Annotated in this window: 16 protein-coding genes and 1 other annotated feature; of the genes, 5 read left to right on the forward strand and 11 right to left on the reverse strand. The window is 36.9% G+C overall.

What is annotated here, in order from left to right; all coding sequences use genetic code 11:
* Window positions 1–22 precede the first annotated feature (22 nt).
* The 9 genes from HMPREF1519_RS03285 to yfmF all read right to left on the reverse strand — a co-directional run bounded on the left by HMPREF1519_RS03285 (window position 23) and on the right by yfmF (window position 8,244).
* Window positions 23–721, reverse strand: a complete 699-nt coding sequence (locus HMPREF1519_RS03285) for a transglycosylase SLT domain-containing protein (protein WP_022496150.1) — start codon at window positions 719–721, stop codon at window positions 23–25.
* Window positions 722–904: 183 nt separating this feature from the next.
* Complete coding sequence (locus tag HMPREF1519_RS03290; protein ID WP_037611164.1) at window positions 905–1,495, reverse strand: M23 family metallopeptidase; 591 nt, start codon at window positions 1,493–1,495, stop codon at window positions 905–907.
* A 300-nt stretch (window positions 1,496–1,795) separates the two neighbouring features.
* Window positions 1,796–2,590, reverse strand: a complete 795-nt coding sequence (locus HMPREF1519_RS03295) for an energy-coupling factor transporter transmembrane component T family protein (protein ID WP_022496149.1) — start codon at window positions 2,588–2,590, stop codon at window positions 1,796–1,798.
* Window positions 2,583–3,425, reverse strand: a complete 843-nt coding sequence (locus tag HMPREF1519_RS03300; RefSeq protein ID WP_022496148.1) for an energy-coupling factor transporter ATPase — start codon at window positions 3,423–3,425, stop codon at window positions 2,583–2,585. The genes HMPREF1519_RS03295 and HMPREF1519_RS03300 overlap by 8 nt, the downstream gene beginning before the upstream one ends.
* Complete coding sequence (locus tag HMPREF1519_RS03305; RefSeq protein ID WP_002885731.1) at window positions 3,401–4,231, reverse strand: energy-coupling factor ABC transporter ATP-binding protein; 831 nt, start codon at window positions 4,229–4,231, stop codon at window positions 3,401–3,403. The genes HMPREF1519_RS03300 and HMPREF1519_RS03305 overlap by 25 nt, the downstream gene beginning before the upstream one ends.
* A 12-nt stretch (window positions 4,232–4,243) precedes the next feature.
* Complete coding sequence (gene pgsA, locus HMPREF1519_RS03310) at window positions 4,244–4,786, reverse strand: CDP-diacylglycerol--glycerol-3-phosphate 3-phosphatidyltransferase (RefSeq protein WP_002885640.1); 543 nt, start codon at window positions 4,784–4,786, stop codon at window positions 4,244–4,246.
* Window positions 4,787–4,798: 12 nt separating this feature from the next.
* On the reverse strand, window positions 4,799–5,656 hold the full coding sequence (locus HMPREF1519_RS03315; RefSeq protein WP_022496147.1) for a helix-turn-helix domain-containing protein: 858 nt from the start codon (window positions 5,654–5,656) through the stop codon (window positions 4,799–4,801).
* 58 nt (window positions 5,657–5,714) lie between these two features.
* Complete coding sequence (gene yfmH / locus HMPREF1519_RS03320) at window positions 5,715–6,992, reverse strand: EF-P 5-aminopentanol modification-associated protein YfmH (RefSeq protein WP_022496146.1); 1,278 nt, start codon at window positions 6,990–6,992, stop codon at window positions 5,715–5,717.
* Between the two features lies 1 nt (window position 6,993).
* On the reverse strand, window positions 6,994–8,244 hold the full coding sequence (gene yfmF, locus HMPREF1519_RS03325; RefSeq protein WP_022496145.1) for an EF-P 5-aminopentanol modification-associated protein YfmF: 1,251 nt from the start codon (window positions 8,242–8,244) through the stop codon (window positions 6,994–6,996).
* Window positions 8,245–8,321: 77 nt separating this feature from the next.
* Between yfmF and yaaA the strand changes: the two genes are divergently transcribed.
* Both yaaA and recF read left to right on the forward strand, forming a co-directional pair.
* On the forward strand, window positions 8,322–8,699 hold the full coding sequence (yaaA, locus tag HMPREF1519_RS03330) for a S4 domain-containing protein YaaA (protein ID WP_014635201.1): 378 nt from the start codon (window positions 8,322–8,324) through the stop codon (window positions 8,697–8,699).
* A gap of 2 nt (window positions 8,700–8,701) precedes the next feature.
* The gene (gene recF, locus HMPREF1519_RS03335; RefSeq protein ID WP_022496144.1) at window positions 8,702–9,802 is read left to right on the forward strand and encodes a DNA replication/repair protein RecF; all 1,101 of its coding nucleotides are present in this window, start codon (window positions 8,702–8,704) and stop codon (window positions 9,800–9,802) included.
* 181 nt (window positions 9,803–9,983) lie between these two features.
* On the opposite strand, the gene guaB is transcribed toward recF, so the two are convergent.
* Window positions 9,984–11,465: an IMP dehydrogenase gene (gene guaB, locus HMPREF1519_RS03340; protein WP_013991341.1), complete on the reverse strand. Its 1,482-nt coding sequence runs from the start codon at window positions 11,463–11,465 to the stop codon at window positions 9,984–9,986.
* A 178-nt stretch (window positions 11,466–11,643) separates the two neighbouring features.
* Window positions 11,644–12,666 carry a tryptophan--tRNA ligase gene (trpS, locus tag HMPREF1519_RS03345; RefSeq protein WP_002883969.1) on the reverse strand — a complete coding sequence of 341 codons (1,023 nt, stop codon included), beginning with the start codon at window positions 12,664–12,666 and terminating at the stop codon, window positions 11,644–11,646.
* Window positions 12,667–12,710: 44 nt separating this feature from the next.
* Window positions 12,711–12,950, reverse strand: a binding site (T-box leader).
* Between the two features lie 144 nt (window positions 12,951–13,094).
* Here trpS and HMPREF1519_RS03350 point away from each other — a divergent pair.
* The 3 genes from HMPREF1519_RS03350 to HMPREF1519_RS03360 all read left to right on the forward strand — a co-directional run bounded on the left by HMPREF1519_RS03350 (window position 13,095) and on the right by HMPREF1519_RS03360 (window position 18,299).
* Window positions 13,095–13,967 carry a YitT family protein gene (locus HMPREF1519_RS03350; RefSeq protein WP_002883963.1) on the forward strand — a complete coding sequence of 291 codons (873 nt, stop codon included), beginning with the start codon at window positions 13,095–13,097 and terminating at the stop codon, window positions 13,965–13,967.
* 66 nt (window positions 13,968–14,033) lie between these two features.
* The gene (locus HMPREF1519_RS03355) at window positions 14,034–15,656 is read left to right on the forward strand and encodes an ABC-F family ATP-binding cassette domain-containing protein (protein ID WP_022496143.1); all 1,623 of its coding nucleotides are present in this window, start codon (window positions 14,034–14,036) and stop codon (window positions 15,654–15,656) included.
* A 48-nt stretch (window positions 15,657–15,704) separates the two neighbouring features.
* Complete coding sequence (locus HMPREF1519_RS03360; RefSeq protein ID WP_037611165.1) at window positions 15,705–18,299, forward strand: YfhO family protein; 2,595 nt, start codon at window positions 15,705–15,707, stop codon at window positions 18,297–18,299.
* The last annotated feature ends 9 nt before the right edge of the window (window positions 18,300–18,308 follow it).

An 18,308-nucleotide genomic window follows, 5' to 3' on the forward strand; every position in this document is an offset into this window, starting at 1 on the left:
CAACTTCTATTAATATTTAATATTAGTAATTCCAAGCTGACAAACCTTGTGCGTTATAGGCATTCAAGGCTGATTGAATTTGATCCTCAACTGTTGCAGTAGAGCCCCATCCAGGCATTGTTTGAAAAAGACCTGATGCACCTGAACCATTTGCTGCAGTATGATCACCATTTGACTCACGCGCAATAATTGACTCCCAAGTTGACTGAGGAACACCAGTAGCTGCTGCCATCTGTGCCGCCGCATAAGAACCAACTTCTCCTGCAGTGTTCCCATTTGAGAGAACAACTGACCCGCTACCAGTTGCAGCAACCGAAGGTGCTGTTCCAGTATTTTGAGTCGACGTAGTATCAGTATTTGTTGAAGCAGCGCTTGTAGTAGCAGTATCTGACTGAGACTTTTCAGCTGCTTCTACCGATTCTCCTGTTGTTTCTGACTGAGGCTTACTTTCTTCAACCTTTTCTTTATTAGCTTTATTCTCTTTACTTGAGCTAATTTCTGTTGATTTAACTAAATCTGCTGTCGATTCTGACGTTGTTGATGCTGTTGAAGGTGCTGGGGTAACAGAATCTGAAAATGCATTAACCAACCCTTTATTAATTAGTGTAGAAAGTGATACTGCCAAAATGACAATAAAACTTGTTACAATTGCTACTGGTACCGCCAATGATTTCTTCGCTGCTAATTTGATACGGCGTCCCTTATAACTTTTTTTTAACATAAATCCCTCCTAGTTAATTCTAGTTACATTCATCATAACTTAGTAATATTACTGCCGATTATTTGTATTATGTCTAATGTTACAATGATTTATTATTTTAATAAAAAAATGCCAAGAATCTGGCATTTTCCCCTTATTTGTATGAGGTTTTACAAGTTTTCCTCATAAGGCAGTAATAATGATTTAGTACCAACCATTAGCATTCCAGAAAGCAAGAGCTGCTGTCCATGAACCATAACGGCTTGCTACATAATTATCTGCTACCTTTTCTTGATTTTCAGGAGACAAGTCTCCGTTCAAATATGATGATGCTAATTGGTAACGTCCATAATATTGCCCATTTTGAGCTGTATAGCTACCGCTTGACTCACGTTGTGCGATTTCTTCTTTGGCAGCTGCCTCTGAAGAAGAAAGATTTGTATTGGTTGCTTGAGTATCTTCACTTTGTGTAGACTCTGTTGATTGTGTTGATTCAGCAGCTGCTTCTGTTGTAGCTGTTGTAGCCGTTGTAGCTGAAGGTTCTGTAGTCTCTTCAGTTGTTTCATTAATTGTTAAGTTTTGACCAATAGAAATCTTATTAGCGTCTTGAATACCGTTTTTTGAAACGATTTCATCTACGGTCGTACCATTTTTCTTAGCAATAGCTGAAAGTGTATCGCCTTTTTGAACTGTGTAAGTTTCTGCATTAGCTAAAGCTGTTGCCCCAAGTGTTGCTACTGTAACAAGTCCAAAAAGACCTAATTTTTTAGTGTTAGATGTATTCTTTTTTTGCATGATGATGCTCCTTTATCTATTTATAGTCCAATCCATATTAGTCAAAGATTTTAAGTTATTTTATTGTTTATGACTAATGGGTAAATCAACTTGCTTATTCTATATAAGGATTTTTCAATCCAGATTAAGCTGAAGAACTATAACCATGTATCTATGATACCTTGGAAATATAACATCCCCTTGTTAGGGATATTAAAAATATTACAAGTAGGTTGGGATTAGACGAAAAAAGAACGCCTACGTGGGCGTCCATCTATAACTTCTAGGTCTTAAGACCTAGTTTTTATTTATCTCAACGAGTTAACTCTTAAGATAAAAAAGCATTAATCCTAAAGCTAAAATAGCAATAATTGATAAGGTATCTCGACCATTCCATGAAAGTCGACGATATTTTGTTCGTCCTTCACCACCTTGATAGCCTCGTGCTTCCATAGCAATCGCCAGAGCATCTGCTCGTTTAAAGCTTGATGCAAACAAAGGAATTAAAATAGGTATTATTGACCGTACCTTTTGAATAATATTTCCTTCACCAAAGTCAACACCACGCGCCTTTTGAGCATTCATAATACGAGTCGTATCATCCATCAAAGTTGGTACAAAACGTAGACTCAAAGATAGCATTAAACCAATTTCATGTGCTGGCACTCTGAAAACAGTAAGAGGTTTTAAAAGTGATTCAACTGCATCAGATAAACTTAAAGGTGTTGTCGTTAGAGTAAGTAGGGTGGAAAAACTAATAATGAGGATAAATCTAAGGAATATCATCCAACCTTGATTTAAACCGACTTCCGTAATCTTTAAAAAGCCGATAGACCAAAGCACACTCCCTTTTGTATTGAAGAAAACTTGAAATAGGGTAGAAAATAAAATAATCCAAATCATTGGTTTGATTCCACCTAAAAAGAAACCAAGTTTTATTTTAGACAAGAAAACCAAGAAAAGTGTAAATAAAGTTATTACAGCATAAGTTAAAGGATTATTAGCCCAAAAGATAATAACAATATAAATCAACATGGCTAATAATTTACTTCTAGGATCTAATCGGTGTATAAAAGAGTCCCCAACAATATAACGTCCAATAATTAACTTATCCATGCGACACCACCTCTACGAATTCCTCGATTGTAATAGGGAGACTTTCAAATTGATAACCTTTTTCTTGTAGCTGTAGCGCAAACTCTGTGATTTTAGGAACACCTAACTGCTTTTCCTTAAGAAAAGTAACCTTTTGAAAAACATCTTTAGGAGCTCCTGACAACACTAGTTGCCCTTTTTCCATAACATTCACAGCTGTCGCATAATCGGCAACATCATCCATCAAGTGAGTTACTAAAACAATCGTCATTCCAGAAAGATGTAACTCCTTAAAGAGAGACATCAATTCCTTCCGGCCCTGTGGATCTAGACCGGCAGTTGGTTCATCCAGCACTAGAATATCTGGTTGCATAGCTAGAATCCCTGCGATGGCAACACGTCGCATTTGTCCCCCTGATAAATCAAAAGGATTCTGTCCATGAAACTCTTCCGGGAGTCCAACTAATTTTAGACTTTCAATAGCACGTTGTTCTGCTTCTTCCTTAGAAACTCCGAAATTTTGAGGTCCAAAGGCAACATCTTCTAAAACAGTTTCTGCAAATAACTGACTTTCTGGAAATTGAAAAACTAAACCTACCTTCTTACGAACTGGTTTTATGTCCTTATTCTTTGATTGACTGGTTATGATCGTATCATCAACTTGAACCTGACCACTAGTGGGGAAATAAAGGCCATTCAAGAGCTGCATAATAGTAGATTTACCACTTCCTGTATGTCCAATAAAGGCCGTATATGAACCATCTTTTATCGTCGTCGTCATATCAAAAAGGGCACGCCCCTCAAAAGGAGTACCCGCTTGATAGATATAACTTACATTTTTGAGAGAGATTCCCATAGTTGTTCTACCAATTCCTTTTCTGTCAGATAGTCTTCACAATCTATCAGACCTTTATTTCTTAGCTTTTGAGTTAATAATGCACTAAAAGGGATATCTAAACCTAAGTCAACTAACTCTGAGCCTCTACTAAATAGTTCACGAGGACTTGAAACAGACTCCACTTTACCTTTTTTCAAAACCAAAACACGGTCACTCAAAGCGACCTCATCGAGATCATGAGTAATTGATAAAACAGTCATTCCGTATTCTTTACGAATAGCTTTAATAGATTGAATCAATTCCTGGCGACCTTCCGGGTCAAGCATGCTAGTTGCCTCATCCAAAATCAAAATAGATGGTCTCATAGCTACAATACCTGCGATAGCCACACGTTGTTTTTGGCCTCCAGATAATCTAGCTGGCTCTCTATCCTTAAATTCTGACATTCCCACAAATTCCAGAGCCTCTTGAACTCTTGAAGCCATTTCTTCATAGGGAACACCTTTATTTTCAAGACCGAAAGCAACATCATCTTCAACAGTTGCCCCAACAAATTGATTGTCTGGATTTTGAAAGACCATGCCAATCTTATCACGGATATCCCAGACATTGTCTTCTGTTAATTCTTGACCATCAACAATAATCTGCCCAGACTCTGCCACTAATAGTCCGTCAATAAGACGTGCTGTCGTGGATTTTCCAGAACCATTATGCCCTACAATGGATAACCATTCCCCACGTTTCACGTGAAACGATACATCATCAAGAATATAGGATGGTTGATCTTGATGATATTTAAACTTTAAATTTTTTATTTCAATCATTGATTTATCGTACTATTTGAAAGTATCCTTAAATAAGAAACCTGCACCTTTGAAATAATCATAGCCTGAGTAAATTGTAAAGAACAAAGCAATATAAAGCATAATTGTTCCTACAAAATGCAGATGACACAATAATAGAATGATAGATAACATCTGGGTCACTGTCTTAATCTTACCAGGCATAGCTGCAGCGAGAACTGTACCACCGTTCTCCACTAATAAAAGACGAAGACCTGTGACTGCAAGCTCACGACAGATAATAACTGAAACCACCCAGGCTGGCGCTTGATTAATACCGACTAACATAATAAATGCTGACATCACTAGCATCTTATCTGCCAATGGATCTGCAAATTTCCCGAAATTAGTAACAACATGCCATTTTCGTGCCAAATAGCCATCTAAATAATCTGTAATACTGGCAATAGCGAAGACAACCGCCGCAGCAATATGCATGACATTACTTGACGCAAGTGATGTCATCAGTAAAAAGATAGGAATCAAAACAATTCTAGCAAGTGTCAATAAATTAGGTAAATTTTCTTTTTTAAACATTTCTTCTCGATTCTATTGGATTCTTAATGTGAGGTAGCTAGGTGTATTTTTATCTAATTGAGATAAATCAAGTGACTCCCCATTTACCTTTAGAGTTACTTTTGAAGATTGAGCAATAATAATTTGAGTTGGTTTAGTTTTATCAGAAAAATCTAAAGAGTATTTTGAATTTTTCGTTTTTGAAAGGAGGTAACTCTCTGAAGTATCTGAGTTATCTACTGAAAACCATGTGTCATCACTATCTTTTGATAACTCCACATCTAAAACTACTGAAGAATTTACATTGGAGAAATCAACCATTAGTTGATTGCCTTGAGTTGTCGTTGTAACATTTGCCCCCGAAACGGTAACCTCAGAAATGCTTCGTGACGATTTAGCCTTACTAGCCGTTGACAGATGATTAACTGTAGAGATAGTATTTGGTTTTATCACCTGAGGTTGATTAGAAAGATGTCTAATAATAATATAACCTACTGAGCAGATGATAAGTAACGAAACCGCACTAAGCATTAGTAAAGGTAGATAGTTAGACTTTCTTTTTTCTTCACGTTTATGCTTTAAAAAGCGTGACATGGGAGCTTTAGTAGCTAAGGTATCTTCCTTACGTTCAACTGGTTTCTTCTCTTTTTTTAGTTTTTGCTCATTCTGTCTCTGCTCCTCAAACAGACGTTGTCCATCTAAACCAACCGAAGTGGCATACTTTTCAAGCGCCTCTTGCTGAATGTCCTCTGGCAAAGCTTTAAGTTGATCCATTTCCATAGCCAGAAGAAACTGGGCTTCTACTCCAGAAATTTTTTCTACATCATACAAACTTAATTCCTTTTTTATACGCGCTGCACGTAATTGCTCACCTAGAGAGTGTAACTTCATTTTTCCCCTTTCTAATATTCTTCTTTGTTTTCGTGTCTCTATTATAGCAAATAATCACTTATTTAGGGAAGACAACAAAATCGGTAATCTCCATATTTGAGAGATAGTGATTCAAAAAATCCTTCAACTCCTTGGAAGTAATGCTCATCAGTTCCTGACCAAAATCAAAGTATGTTTTATCATTCTCAAAATACGCTAAATATTGGCTACCTAAATTCTGGACATTGTCTAGACTACGTAAAAATTCACCATACAAAGCTTTTTTTTGTAAATCCAATGCTTCTTCCGTCAACAATCGTTTTTTATCTGCCGATGTCATCACCTGACGAATTAAACTTGACATACGGATCGGTTCTGCAGTGTCCATAGTCATAATGACAAATGAATATCGATTAGATACCTCGTATTCAATTGACACAGACTCGTCTATTTTTCCTTCAGCATACCAATTTTGATAATAAGGAGACGTCCAGCCAAACAGTAAATTGAACAATAACTGTACCAGTATGTTTCCTCTCATACGATTATCAGTAAAAGGAACACTCTTAAAACCAATGGCTAGTTTTGAGATGAATATCTCCATTTGAAGACTATCTAATTTTTGGATATCTGACTCAATGAGATGCTTTTCTTTCTCGACTATTCTCTCAGGTGGTGTAAACTTACTTTGTTTTTCATTGACAAAAGTGTAAATGTTTTCAACATCAAAATCGCCCACTAAGACGAGATGACAGTTTGCTGACCTGTAAAAGCAATCAAAATTATCTTTTAAGTCCTTTACAGTAATTTCTTCAATGCTATCAACACTTCCAGCAATGTCTTGACCTAATATAGTATTAGGATACAAACTTTGCAAACAACCTAGATAAGCTCTGTAGTCAGGATCATCCTGATACATATTTATTTCTTGTTCAATAATTCTTTTTTCATGATTGACAGCATCTTCAGAACTTGTAAATCTCGATGTAAACTTTAATAAAAGCTCTAAAGACTCCTCAAAGTGGTCAAGGGTAGAAAAATAATATGTTGTCTTCTCCAATGTTGTAAAAGCATTGACATCAGCTCCAAGCTTGACAAAATCCAATGTCACATCCCTTCCCTGCTCATCCTCAAATAGCTTGTGTTCAAGAAAATGAGCAATACCTGCAGGGTAAGATTGTAACTCACCATCAATATAGAAGTGATTATCTAGCGCCCCAAAATTTGTTGACAAAAAGGCGGCTTTTTCTACAAATCCTTTTTTCTTAATGATTGATAAAGACATACCACTATCTAAAATTGCTGAATAAACTTCTTCATCAATTTTTTGATAATAACGTTTCTTCAAAGCAGCCATTCTAAGACACTCCTTCTAAAAAGAACAAACTCTGTAGCTTAACTTGACGCGCTACACGGCAAACATCTTTTTTAGTAATCTTCTCAATCTCATCTATCCAATTCTCCAATGAAAGACTTTTATCACCAAAAATCACCTCATTAAAACGTTGTTCCACTAATGTTAAGGCATGATCTTCAGAGAGTAGGGCATTCATTCGTATGATTTTTTTGGTTTGATTCAGGAGAGAACTTGAAAAACGTCCTAATTTAATGTAATTCAACTCTCTACTAATTCCTCGCATAGCCTGATTTCTATTAGATTTTTCAATTCCAGCGTAAACTTCCAGTAAACCTGTAAAGATATCAAATTGGCTACTAATTGAATAAGCTAACCCTTCCTTTTCTCTAAGTGTTGTAAATAAAGCTGAATGGGCAGATTCACCAAACATGGCATTGAATACAATTAAAGCAAAGTAATCTTTATCTCCATATTGATACGGAAATTGGTACCCTAGCTGTAAAATAGATTGACTACTCTGTCTCGGTTCTATCTTTTCTTTCACAACGTTGACATAAGGTTGACTATAGCTAAACTGTAAATCAACTTGACGTCCCTCCAAAGGAAAACGATGTAACGCTTGGAGTACTTGATAATCATCAAATTCTCCAACCATAAAGATATCAATACGATCTCTTGTCAACATGCTTTGAAATTCTTGATAAGCTGTAAACGAGGTTTCTGCTTCAACAAGTTCTACTTGACCATATTTGGGAACTTTCAAGCCCTCGTTCACAAAATAAAGCTCTCTTCCCTTAACTTCACTGTAATAGTAATTATTCTCTGTGTCAACATCCAGGTAGGTCATTAAATTTTGTTTTTCTATGTCAAATACTTTATTTTGGTATTGAGCTACTCTTGACAGTGGCTTGTAAAGACACTCTTTCAAAAATCCTAGCACTTCCCAAAATAATCCTTCATTCGTAGGGATCAAAGCATCTTTCAGATATGTCAACTCGATGTCAACGCTATGTGTCAATCCTTTAGTTGACACTCTAGTTGACAACTGTGTTCCATAAAGAGAAGCTAGTCTCTCTTTAAAAGACTGTACTGTTGGATACGTCTGATTGGCTGTAGCCAACATTTGTGAAACTAGGGCTCGTTTAGCAATTGTTTGTTTATTCAAAGAACCTGTCATTCGAAAAACAATACGATTAGTTTTATATTTTTGTGTTGGAATGAAGTGTACATAGACACCATCAGCAATTTTCATTGATAACCTCTAAAAAGTTTATGCTTCCAATTATACCATTTTTATGCTATCTTATCTCAAGAGAAAGTTGAGGTACTATGGAATATAAATTATTTGATGAATACATCACACTGCAGGCACTTTTAAAAGAATTAAGTATCATTCATAGTGGCGGAGCTATAAAAGGTTTCTTGGCTAATAATACCGTTTTATTCAACGGTGAGGATGAAAAACGTCGTGGAAAAAAACTTCGTTATGGAGATGTTATTACCATTCCGTCTGAGGAACTTGAAATAACGATTGTAGCTCCTACGACAAATGAAATTGAAGAACATCAAAAAGAAGTCGCTGAAAAAGCACGTGTTGCTGCCATTGTTAAAAAAATGAATCAGGATAATAAAAAGAAACAAAAAGCACATCCGTCAAAAGAAAGCAATAAAACTAAACGAAAACCCGTTCGTTTCCCAGGAACCTAACTATGTGGCTCGAAAAAATTGATATTCAACACTTTAGAAATTATACTGAAGCCTCTGTGAGCTTCTCACCTCATCTCAATATTTTTCTTGGTCGCAATGCCCAAGGAAAAACAAATATTCTTGAGGCCATCTATTTTCTAGCATTGACACGTAGTCATCGGACCCGTTCAGATAAAGAACTGATTCAATTTCAACAAAATACTCTCAAACTGAACGGCATTGTGCATCGTCATAGTGGGAAGCTACCTCTGGAAATCAGTTTATCTAATAAAGGACGCATAACAAAGGTCAACCATCTCAAACAAGCTAAATTATCCGATTATATCGGTCACATGACGGTGGTGCTCTTTGCTCCTGAGGATTTACAACTTATAAAAGGATCTCCAAGCCTAAGGCGTAAATTTATAGATATTGATTTAGGACAGATTAAGCCTGTTTATCTCTCAGACCTATCAAGTTATAATCATGTACTCAAACAACGTAATGCCTATCTCAAATCTACTGACAATGTAGACATTAATTTCCTCTCAGTATTAGATGAACAGCTTTCCGATTTTGGAACACGAGTTATCGAACATAGACTAGAATTTATCAAGCAATTAGAGGAGGAGGCAGATAGACATCATAGTAACCTCTCAAATCAGATAGAGCGTCTTAAAATCTCCTACGAATCTAATATCCCACTGGAAAATAACAAAGTTATTCGCGAATCATTTTTAACCACGTTAAAGCAAAATCACAAAAGAGATATCTTCAAAAAGAACACTGGTGTTGGTCCACATAGGGATGATTTGACATTTTACATCAATGACATGAACGCATCTTTCGGTAGTCAGGGGCAGCAACGTAGCCTCATTCTTTCTTTAAAAATGGCTGAGATTGCTCTGATAAAAAAAGTAACAGGTGAATTTCCTATTCTTCTCCTCGATGATGTCATGAGTGAGCTTGACAACCACCGTCAACTTAAACTGTTAGAAAGTATTGACGAAGAGGTTCAAACCTTCATGACGACAACTTCACTTGATCATCTGAGTAACCTACCACCTGATTTAAAGACCTTCTTAGTTAAGAATGGTAATATTTATGAAAAACAAGTCGATTAAATGACTTGTTTTTCTATTTTTGGGTAATTGACAGATGTGACAAGTATCACCTAACAAGTTGTAAATTCTTTCAACCTAAATCCTTTATTAACAACTATACTCACGTAAATACGTTGTAAACTTATTGTAAATATCTCTGTAAACAAAAAGTACTTATCTGAGATAAGTACTTTTATGTTTATTAATGAGCTGAGTAGTTAGGCGCCTCGTTGGTAATTTGAACATCATGAGGGTGACTTTCAATAAGTCCTGCACCTGACATTTCAACAAACTGAGCTTTATCATGTAAAGCCTGGATGTCTTCTGCACCTGTATAACCCATACCTGCACGGATACCGCCAATCAATTGGAATACAATATCAGCAGCAGAACCTTTATAAGCTACACGGCCTTCAATTCCTTCTGGAACAAGTTTATTCGCTTCATTAACTGCACCTTGGAAGTAACGATCGCTTGATCCCTTCTTCATCGCTGCAATTGATCCCATACCACGGTATGATTTATATTTACGACCTTGGAAAATCTCAGTTTCACCTGGTGCTTCATCAGTACCAGCAAACATAGAACCAAGCATTACAGCATTACCACCTGCTGCAAGAGCTTTTACAATATCACCTGAGTATTTGATACCACCATCAGCAATGATTGTTTTTCCGTATTCACGCGCAACACTTGCAGCATCGTAAATAGCAGTGACTTGAGGAACACCTACACCCGCAACCACACGTGTTGTACAAATAGAACCTGGTCCGATACCTACTTTAACGACATCGACACCTGCTTCATAAAGTGCACGCGCACCTTCAGCTGTTGCAATATTTCCTGCAATCAAAGTACGATCTGGGAAGTGGGCACGAATTTCAGCAATTTTACGAAGAACACCTGCTGAATGACCATGTGCAGTATCAATGACAATAGCATCTGCGCCTGCTTCAAAGAGAGCTTCTGCACGTTCAAAGGTATCAGAAGTAACCCCTACAGCACCTGCTACCAAAAGACGACCGAACTCATCCTTAGCTGCATTAGGAAACTCGATAACTTTTTCGATATCCTTAATAGTAATGAGTCCTGACAAACGACCTTCTTCATCAACTAGAGGTAGCTTTTCAATACGATGCTCATGGAGAATACTTTCAGCTGTTTCAAGATCTGTTCCAACTGGAGCAGTGACCAATTTTTCAGAAGTCATGTGTTCTGAAATTGGAGTATCGTAATTAGAGATAAAACGCATATCACGGTTTGTGATAATACCAACCAATTTACGATTTTCAAGTGTCTCAACAATTGGAACCCCTGAAATACGGTAACGTTGCATCAACTCTTCAGCTTCAGCAACTTTATTTTCAGGCGTTAAGAAGAATGGATCAATGATGACACCATTTTCAGAGCGCTTTACTTTTCGAACTTCTTCAGCTTGTTCCGCAATAGACATATTTTTGTGAATGACACCCAAACCACCTGCACGAGCAATTGAGATAGCCATCTTACTATCTGTGACCGTATCCATGGCTGCAGTGATAATTGGGATATTTAATGTCAAATTTTTAGCCAATTTCGTCTTCAAGTTGACGTTGTTTGGTAGAACATGACTTTCCGCAGGAATAAGCAATACGTCATCAAAAGTGTAACCTTTTTTCAAGAATTTAGTGTCCCAATTTGACATTATAATCGTCCTCTTTTCTCAAAGTTTTGAGGTACAGAAACCCCAGTCTATTTTTTAATTGATAATATCATATCATGCTAAAATGATTTGTCAACAGATTTCGCATAAGATTCTAAGAAAACCTTTTTCCAAATAAAAATAGGGCTCCAGATTATCTTGAGTCCCTACTTTTTATTTCTTAAAAATAATTAATTCCCATTGCTTCTTTTACTTCTGCCAATGTTTGTCCAGCAACTTCACGCGCTGCTTGACTACCTTTTTCAAGCATACGGAAAACTTCTCCCATATCCTTGGCATATTCTAAACGGCGTTCACGAATTGGAGCTAACTCACGTTCTAAGATTTCTAGAAGATAACGTTTCGTCTTCACATCTCCTAAACCGCCTCGTTGATAATGTTCTTTCATTTCAGCAATTGTAGTAGCATCCTCTTCGCGACCAAAGATATCAAGATAATGGAAAACCATGTTACCTTCAATTTGGCCTGGATCTTCCACACGAATATGATTTGGATCCGTATACATGCTCATGACTTTTTTACGAACAGTGTCCTCATCATCTGAAAGGAAGATACCATTACCCAAGGATTTAGACATCTTAGCATTACCATCTAGACCTGGAAGGCGTCCTGCAGCTTCATTTTCAGGGTAGATTCCCTCTGGCTCAACCAAAATATCACAATTATAAGTATGATTGAAGCTACGTGCAATTTCACGTGTCTGCTCAATCATTGGCTTTTGGTCATTACCTACAGGAACATAATTTGCTTTAAAGGCCGTGATATCAGCTGCCTGAGAAATTGGATAAACTAGAAATCCTGTTGGAATCGATTCTCCGAAACCTTTTTGAGCAATTTCCGTCTTAACCGTTGGGTTACGCTCTAAACGTGCCAATGAAACTAGGTTCATGTAATACATAGTCAACTCAGCCAACTCAGGAATCTGACTTTGAATGAAAATAGTTGACTTCGCTGGATCCAAACCTACAGAGAGATAATCTAAAGCAACATTCCCAATTGATTCTTTGATGATCTCTGACTCTTTTGCGTGATCCGTAAGAGCTTGCTGATCAGCCAAGAAGACAAACATGTTATATTTATCTTCGTTTTGTAAAAGGACACGATTTTTTAAACTACCAACATAGTGTCCTAGATGAAGTTTCCCTGTTGGACGGTCTCCCGTCAAAATAATAGGTTTCGTCATATAATTACCTCTCTAATACAAAAAAATCCCCACGCAAAAACATGCGTGAGGGCGTTAATCACTTTTGATACGCGGTACCACCTCAGTTGATAACTCATTCTGCAGCTATCATCTCAAACCTTCTCAACAAAGAAGTTGCACGATAAGGGGTGCCAAACCTAACGTTTATGTGTTCACGTTAATTGTCAATTCTCTTCAGCCCATTCATTCCACCTTCATACTGGTTTTCAGCAACCACCAGCTCTCTATAAAAAAGGATAGAATTACTCTTCTGATGACTATTATTCTACATTGTTTTATCTATTTTTGTCAAGATTATGTTTCTAGTTTCACGTGAAACACAACCTCAGATACAACCAAAATAGTCATTACTTGACGGAAACTTAAAAAGACTTGATAATAAGAATATCATTTCTAGGAGATATTATATGAAACGTCGAATAATAGACATACTTTTAGTTACACTCGGTTCTTTTATTGCTGCGGTTGGCTATAACTCACTTTTAGTTAAGAATAATATTGCTTCAGGTGGTGTCGGAGGGCTAGCCATTAGTTTAAACGCCCTTTTTGGTTGGAATAATGCTAACTTCGTCTTAGCAACAACCATCCCTTTGTTAATTTTATGTTGGTTCTTTCTTGGCCGCGAAGTTCTCCTAAAAACCTTCTATGGGTCTCTTGTCTTCCCAACTTTTATTAAATTAACTGAGGGCTTACCTACACTCACCAAACAACCTTTGTTGGCTGCTATTTTTGGTGGGATTGTATTAGGGCTAGGACTAGGAATAGTCTTCTATGGAAATTCCTCAACTGGAGGAACTGGAATTATCACACAAATTCTCAACAAATATACGCCACTCCCACTAGGAATGGTACTACTTATTGTCGATGGGATCATTGTCGCAATCAGTGCTATTGCCTTTCCTCCTGATACTGTTATGTATTCCATTCTCTCACTTGGAGTTGTTTCTCTTACAATTGATAAAATGATGGTCGGACTCAATTCATCACGAAATCTTCTAATCATTTCGCAAAATAGTGAACAAATCCTAAACTACATCACTAGAGTGGCTGATCGAGGAGCAACAAAAATCCCAGTTCTTGGTGGACATACCGGACATGCACAAAATATGATTATGACCACCTTGTCAACTCATGAGGTTCCAAAAGTCCAAGAAGAAATCCAAAAAATAGATGAAACTGCCTTTATCGTCATTGTTCCTGCTTCTACAGTTATGGGACGTGGATTTAGCCTCCAAAAAGATTACCAAAGAGTTCCAAATGACTTTATTAATCCCTTGTAAAATCAATTGAAATAAAGTCTAATTTCTCGTAAAATAGTAGTTAAGAATAAAAATAAAGGATATTATATGCTTACTGTATCAGATGTATCGCTTCGTTTTAGCGATCGTAAACTTTTTGATGATGTTAACATTGCCTTCACGCCAGGTAATACTTATGGTCTTATCGGTGCTAATGGTGCTGGTAAATCTACTTTTTTGAAAATTTTAGCTGGTGATATCGAACCAACAACAGGACACATCTCTCTTGGTCCTGATGAACGTCTTTCTGTCCTTCGTCAGAACCACTTTGACTATGAAGAAGAACGCGTTATCGATGTTGTTATCATGGGTAATGAGCGCCTCTACGATATCATGAAAGAAAAAGATGCCATCTACATGAAAGAAGATTTTTCAGATGAAGATGGTGTCCGTGCTGCTGAACTAGAAGGACTCTTTGCTGAATTAGGTGGTTGGGAAGCTGAAAGCGAAGCCTCACAATTGCTTCAGAATCTAAATATCCCAGAAGACCTTCACTATCAAAATATGAGTGAATTGGCTAATGGTGACAAGGTGAAAGTGCTCCTTGCAAAAGCACTCTTTGGTAAACCTGATGTACTTCTTCTTGACGAACCTACCAACGGTCTTGATATTCAGTCAATCTCTTGGCTTGAAGATTTCTTGATTGATTTTGAAAATACTGTTATTGTCGTATCCCATGACCGTCACTTCTTGAACAAGGTATGTACGCATATGGCCGACCTTGACTTTGGTAAAATCAAACTCTATGTTGGTAACTATGACTTCTGGAAACAATCTTCAGAATTAGCTGCTCGCTTGCAGGCTGACCGTAATGCCAAAGCAGAAGAAAAAATCAAAGAACTTCAAGAGTTCGTTGCACGTTTCTCTGCCAACGCTTCAAAATCTAAACAAGCGACTTCTCGTAAGAAAATGCTCGATAAAATTGAGCTAGAAGAAATCGTCCCATCAAGTCGTAAATATCCATTCATCAATTTCAAAGCAGAGCGTGAAATCGGTAATGACCTTTTAACAGTTGAAAATCTCACTGTTAAGATGGATGGTGAGACTATTCTTGACAACATTAGTTTCATCTTACGACCAGGAGATAAAACTGCCATCATCGGTCAAAACGATATTCAAACAACTGCATTGATTCGTGCTCTTGCCGGTGATATTGACTACGAAGGTACAATCAAATGGGGTGTTACTACTAGCCGTTCTTACCTTCCAAAAGATAATTCTAAGGAATTTGCCTCTGGTGAATCTATCCTTGAATGGCTTCGTCAATTCGCAGAAAAAGGTGAAGATGATGATACCTTCTTGCGTGGATTTCTTGGACGTATGCTCTTCTCAGGAGATGAGGTTAATAAATCAGTTAGTGTCCTCTCAGGGGGAGAAAAAGTACGTGTCATGCTTTCAAAACTCATGCTTTTGAAATCTAACGTCCTTCTTCTAGATGATCCTACTAATCACTTGGATTTGGAATCAATTTCAAGTCTAAATGATGGTGTCCGTGACTTCAAAGAGTCTGTTATCTTTGCCAGTCATGACCACGAGTTTATACAAACAATAGCGAACCACATCGTTGTCGTTTCAAAAAATGGGGTTATTGACCGTATTGATGAAACTTATGACGAATTCCTTGAAAATGAAGAAGTTCAAGCTAAAGTCAAAGCTCTATGGGCTGATTAACTATAAAAAGACACAGGTTGGGATATCCCAACCTGTCTTAGTATCATTATGACAAATAAAAAATACCAAACGACCTCATTATTTTATCTGGCTGCTTTTTTCATACCTGTAATAATCATGATAGGTGTCCTTTTCAGCCAAAAAATCTATCCAGGTAGTGAAAGAACTATTTTAACAAGTGATGGTTTTCATCAATATGTGATATTTGCGACTGAACTTAGGAATATACTTCATGGAGATGGGAGCCTCTTTTACACCTTCACAAGTGGTCTAGGGCTTAATTTCTATGCTCTAACAAGCTATTACCTAGGTTCCTTCTTGTCTCCACTTTACTATTTCTTTACTGTCAACCAAATGGCCGATGCTTTTTATTATATAACACTCCTTAAATTCGGCCTTATTGGGTTATCAGGAGCTTTTAGTTTTAAGCGGCTCTTTACAAAAGTGTCAAGAAGTTTCATCCTATGTCTTTCTACAGGATTTTCTTTGATGAGCTTCGCTACCAGTCAGTTAGAAATTAATACCTGGCTAGATGCCTTTATTCTAGCACCTCTAATCATATTAGGTTTACACCTCTTACTAAGATTCAATAAACGGGGCTTATACTTTTTTAGCCTAACCTGTCTTTTTATCCAAAATTACTATTTTGGTTATATGATGGCTATTTTCCTAACCCTTTACACCATAGTACAATTGATAACTATCAAGGGATGGAAGATTAAGATTCTTCATTTCATAGACTTTGGAATTGTTTCTATACTTGCTGGTTTAAGTAGTGCTGTCATGTTACTGCCTACACTACTTGACTTGACCACACATGGTGAAAAGTTTACAGGTGCGTCAAGTTTGTTGACAGAGTCCACCTATTATTTTGACTTCTTTGCGAAAAATCTCGTTGGAGTTTACGATACTACTAAATTTGGGTCAATCCCTATGATTTATGTGGGAATCTTACCTTTGATTCTTTTTCTACTTTTCTTTATTAGTAGGGAAGTCAAGCTATCATTACGTCTAGGTTATCTCTTATTAGTAGCTTTCTTTATCGCTAGCTTCTACTTACAGCCTCTTGATTTGTTTTGGCAAGGAATGCATGCACCCAACATGTTTCTCCATCGCTATTCTTGGCTCCTATCTCTCCTAATTGTTCTTTTGGCAGGAGAAACACTCAACCGAATTAAAAACTTTTCTTTTAAAAGACTCCTCCTATCTTTCTTAGGATTGAGTACCGCTTACTTACTAACTTGGATTTTCCAATCTCACTATAGCTTCATTGAATCAGTCTCCTGGCTATTAAGCCTAGCATTTCTTCTAGCCTATGCCATTCTATTTATTAGCTATTTTAGACAGCAAATTCCTGGGAGTGTTTTTCGCTGTTTCACCTTCTTATTCTGCATTTTTGAGCTTGCATTAAGTACTTACTATGTTGTTGGAGCTCTGGGAAATGAGTGGGTATTTCCAACTCGTGAAGGCTACCTACGAAATATGTCAGCCATTACAAAACTAGTTTCAGATACTAAGCAAGCAAATAAGACTTTTTACCGTACTGAAAGGTTAGAGGCTCAAACTGGTAACGACAGTATGAAATTCAACTATAATGGTATCTCTCAGTTCTCATCCATTCGAAATACTGCTTCAAGCTCAACACTCGATAGGTTAGGCTTCAAATCTGAAGGGACTAATTTAAACCTACGTTACCAAAATAACACCATTATCGCTGATAGTCTCTTCGGAATAAAATATAATTTATCGAACTTTGACCTTAATAAGTATGGTTTTAATCACGTAACTTCTGAAAAAACAATGGGGCTTTATCAAAATAATAATGCAAGCCAGCTTGCTATCTTAACTGATGGCATTTACAAGAATATTGACTTCACTGTCAATACGCTTGACAATCAAACTAGCTTGCTAAATGCTCTATCTGGACTTAACTTAACCTATTTTAAACGAGCTCCATCTCAACTTTTTGATCAAGATGCTAAGTCTTTGAATCAGCATGTGGCTAAAAACGTTAGCAACTCGAATAAAGATTTTGTAACAATCACCTATCGAGTCATCGCTCCACCACATAGTCAACTCTATGTTAGTATTCCTAATATTTCTTGGTCCGATGACAATAACCACTCTCTGTCAATTACTGTAAATGGTGTGACAAGGAATCAAGTTACTGATAATACCTTTGATTTCTTCAATCTTGGCTACTTTGAAACAGAATCAATGGTTACCATCAAACTTAGTTTTCCTGGCAATAAAGCAATATCCTTTGATAATCCTAGTTTTTATGCCCTTGATACTCAAAACTATCAGATAGCTATGGATACTATTAATGAACGTGATAGCAAGGTTACGACGTCAAATAATAAAGTGTTCGTTGATTATAGTAGTAAAACGAATGCCTCACTATTCTTCACCATTCCATACGATAAGGGGTGGACAGCGACCATAAACCATAAAAAAGTTAAGATTCAACGAGCCCAAAAGGGGTTCATGAAAGTTGATGTCCCTAGTGGGAAAGGTGAAGTTGTTCTAACCTTCATTCCCTATGGTCTTAAGACAGGTTTATTGATTAGTCTATTGGCAAGTATCATATTTTGTTGCTACGCTTATTTCATCAGAAAAATAACCGTTATTCAAAAACGCTGATCATCTTAA

Origin of the sequence: Streptococcus sp. SR4 (assembly GCF_000517725.1) — a bacterium.
GTDB lineage: Bacteria > Bacillota > Bacilli > Lactobacillales > Streptococcaceae > Streptococcus > Streptococcus salivarius_F.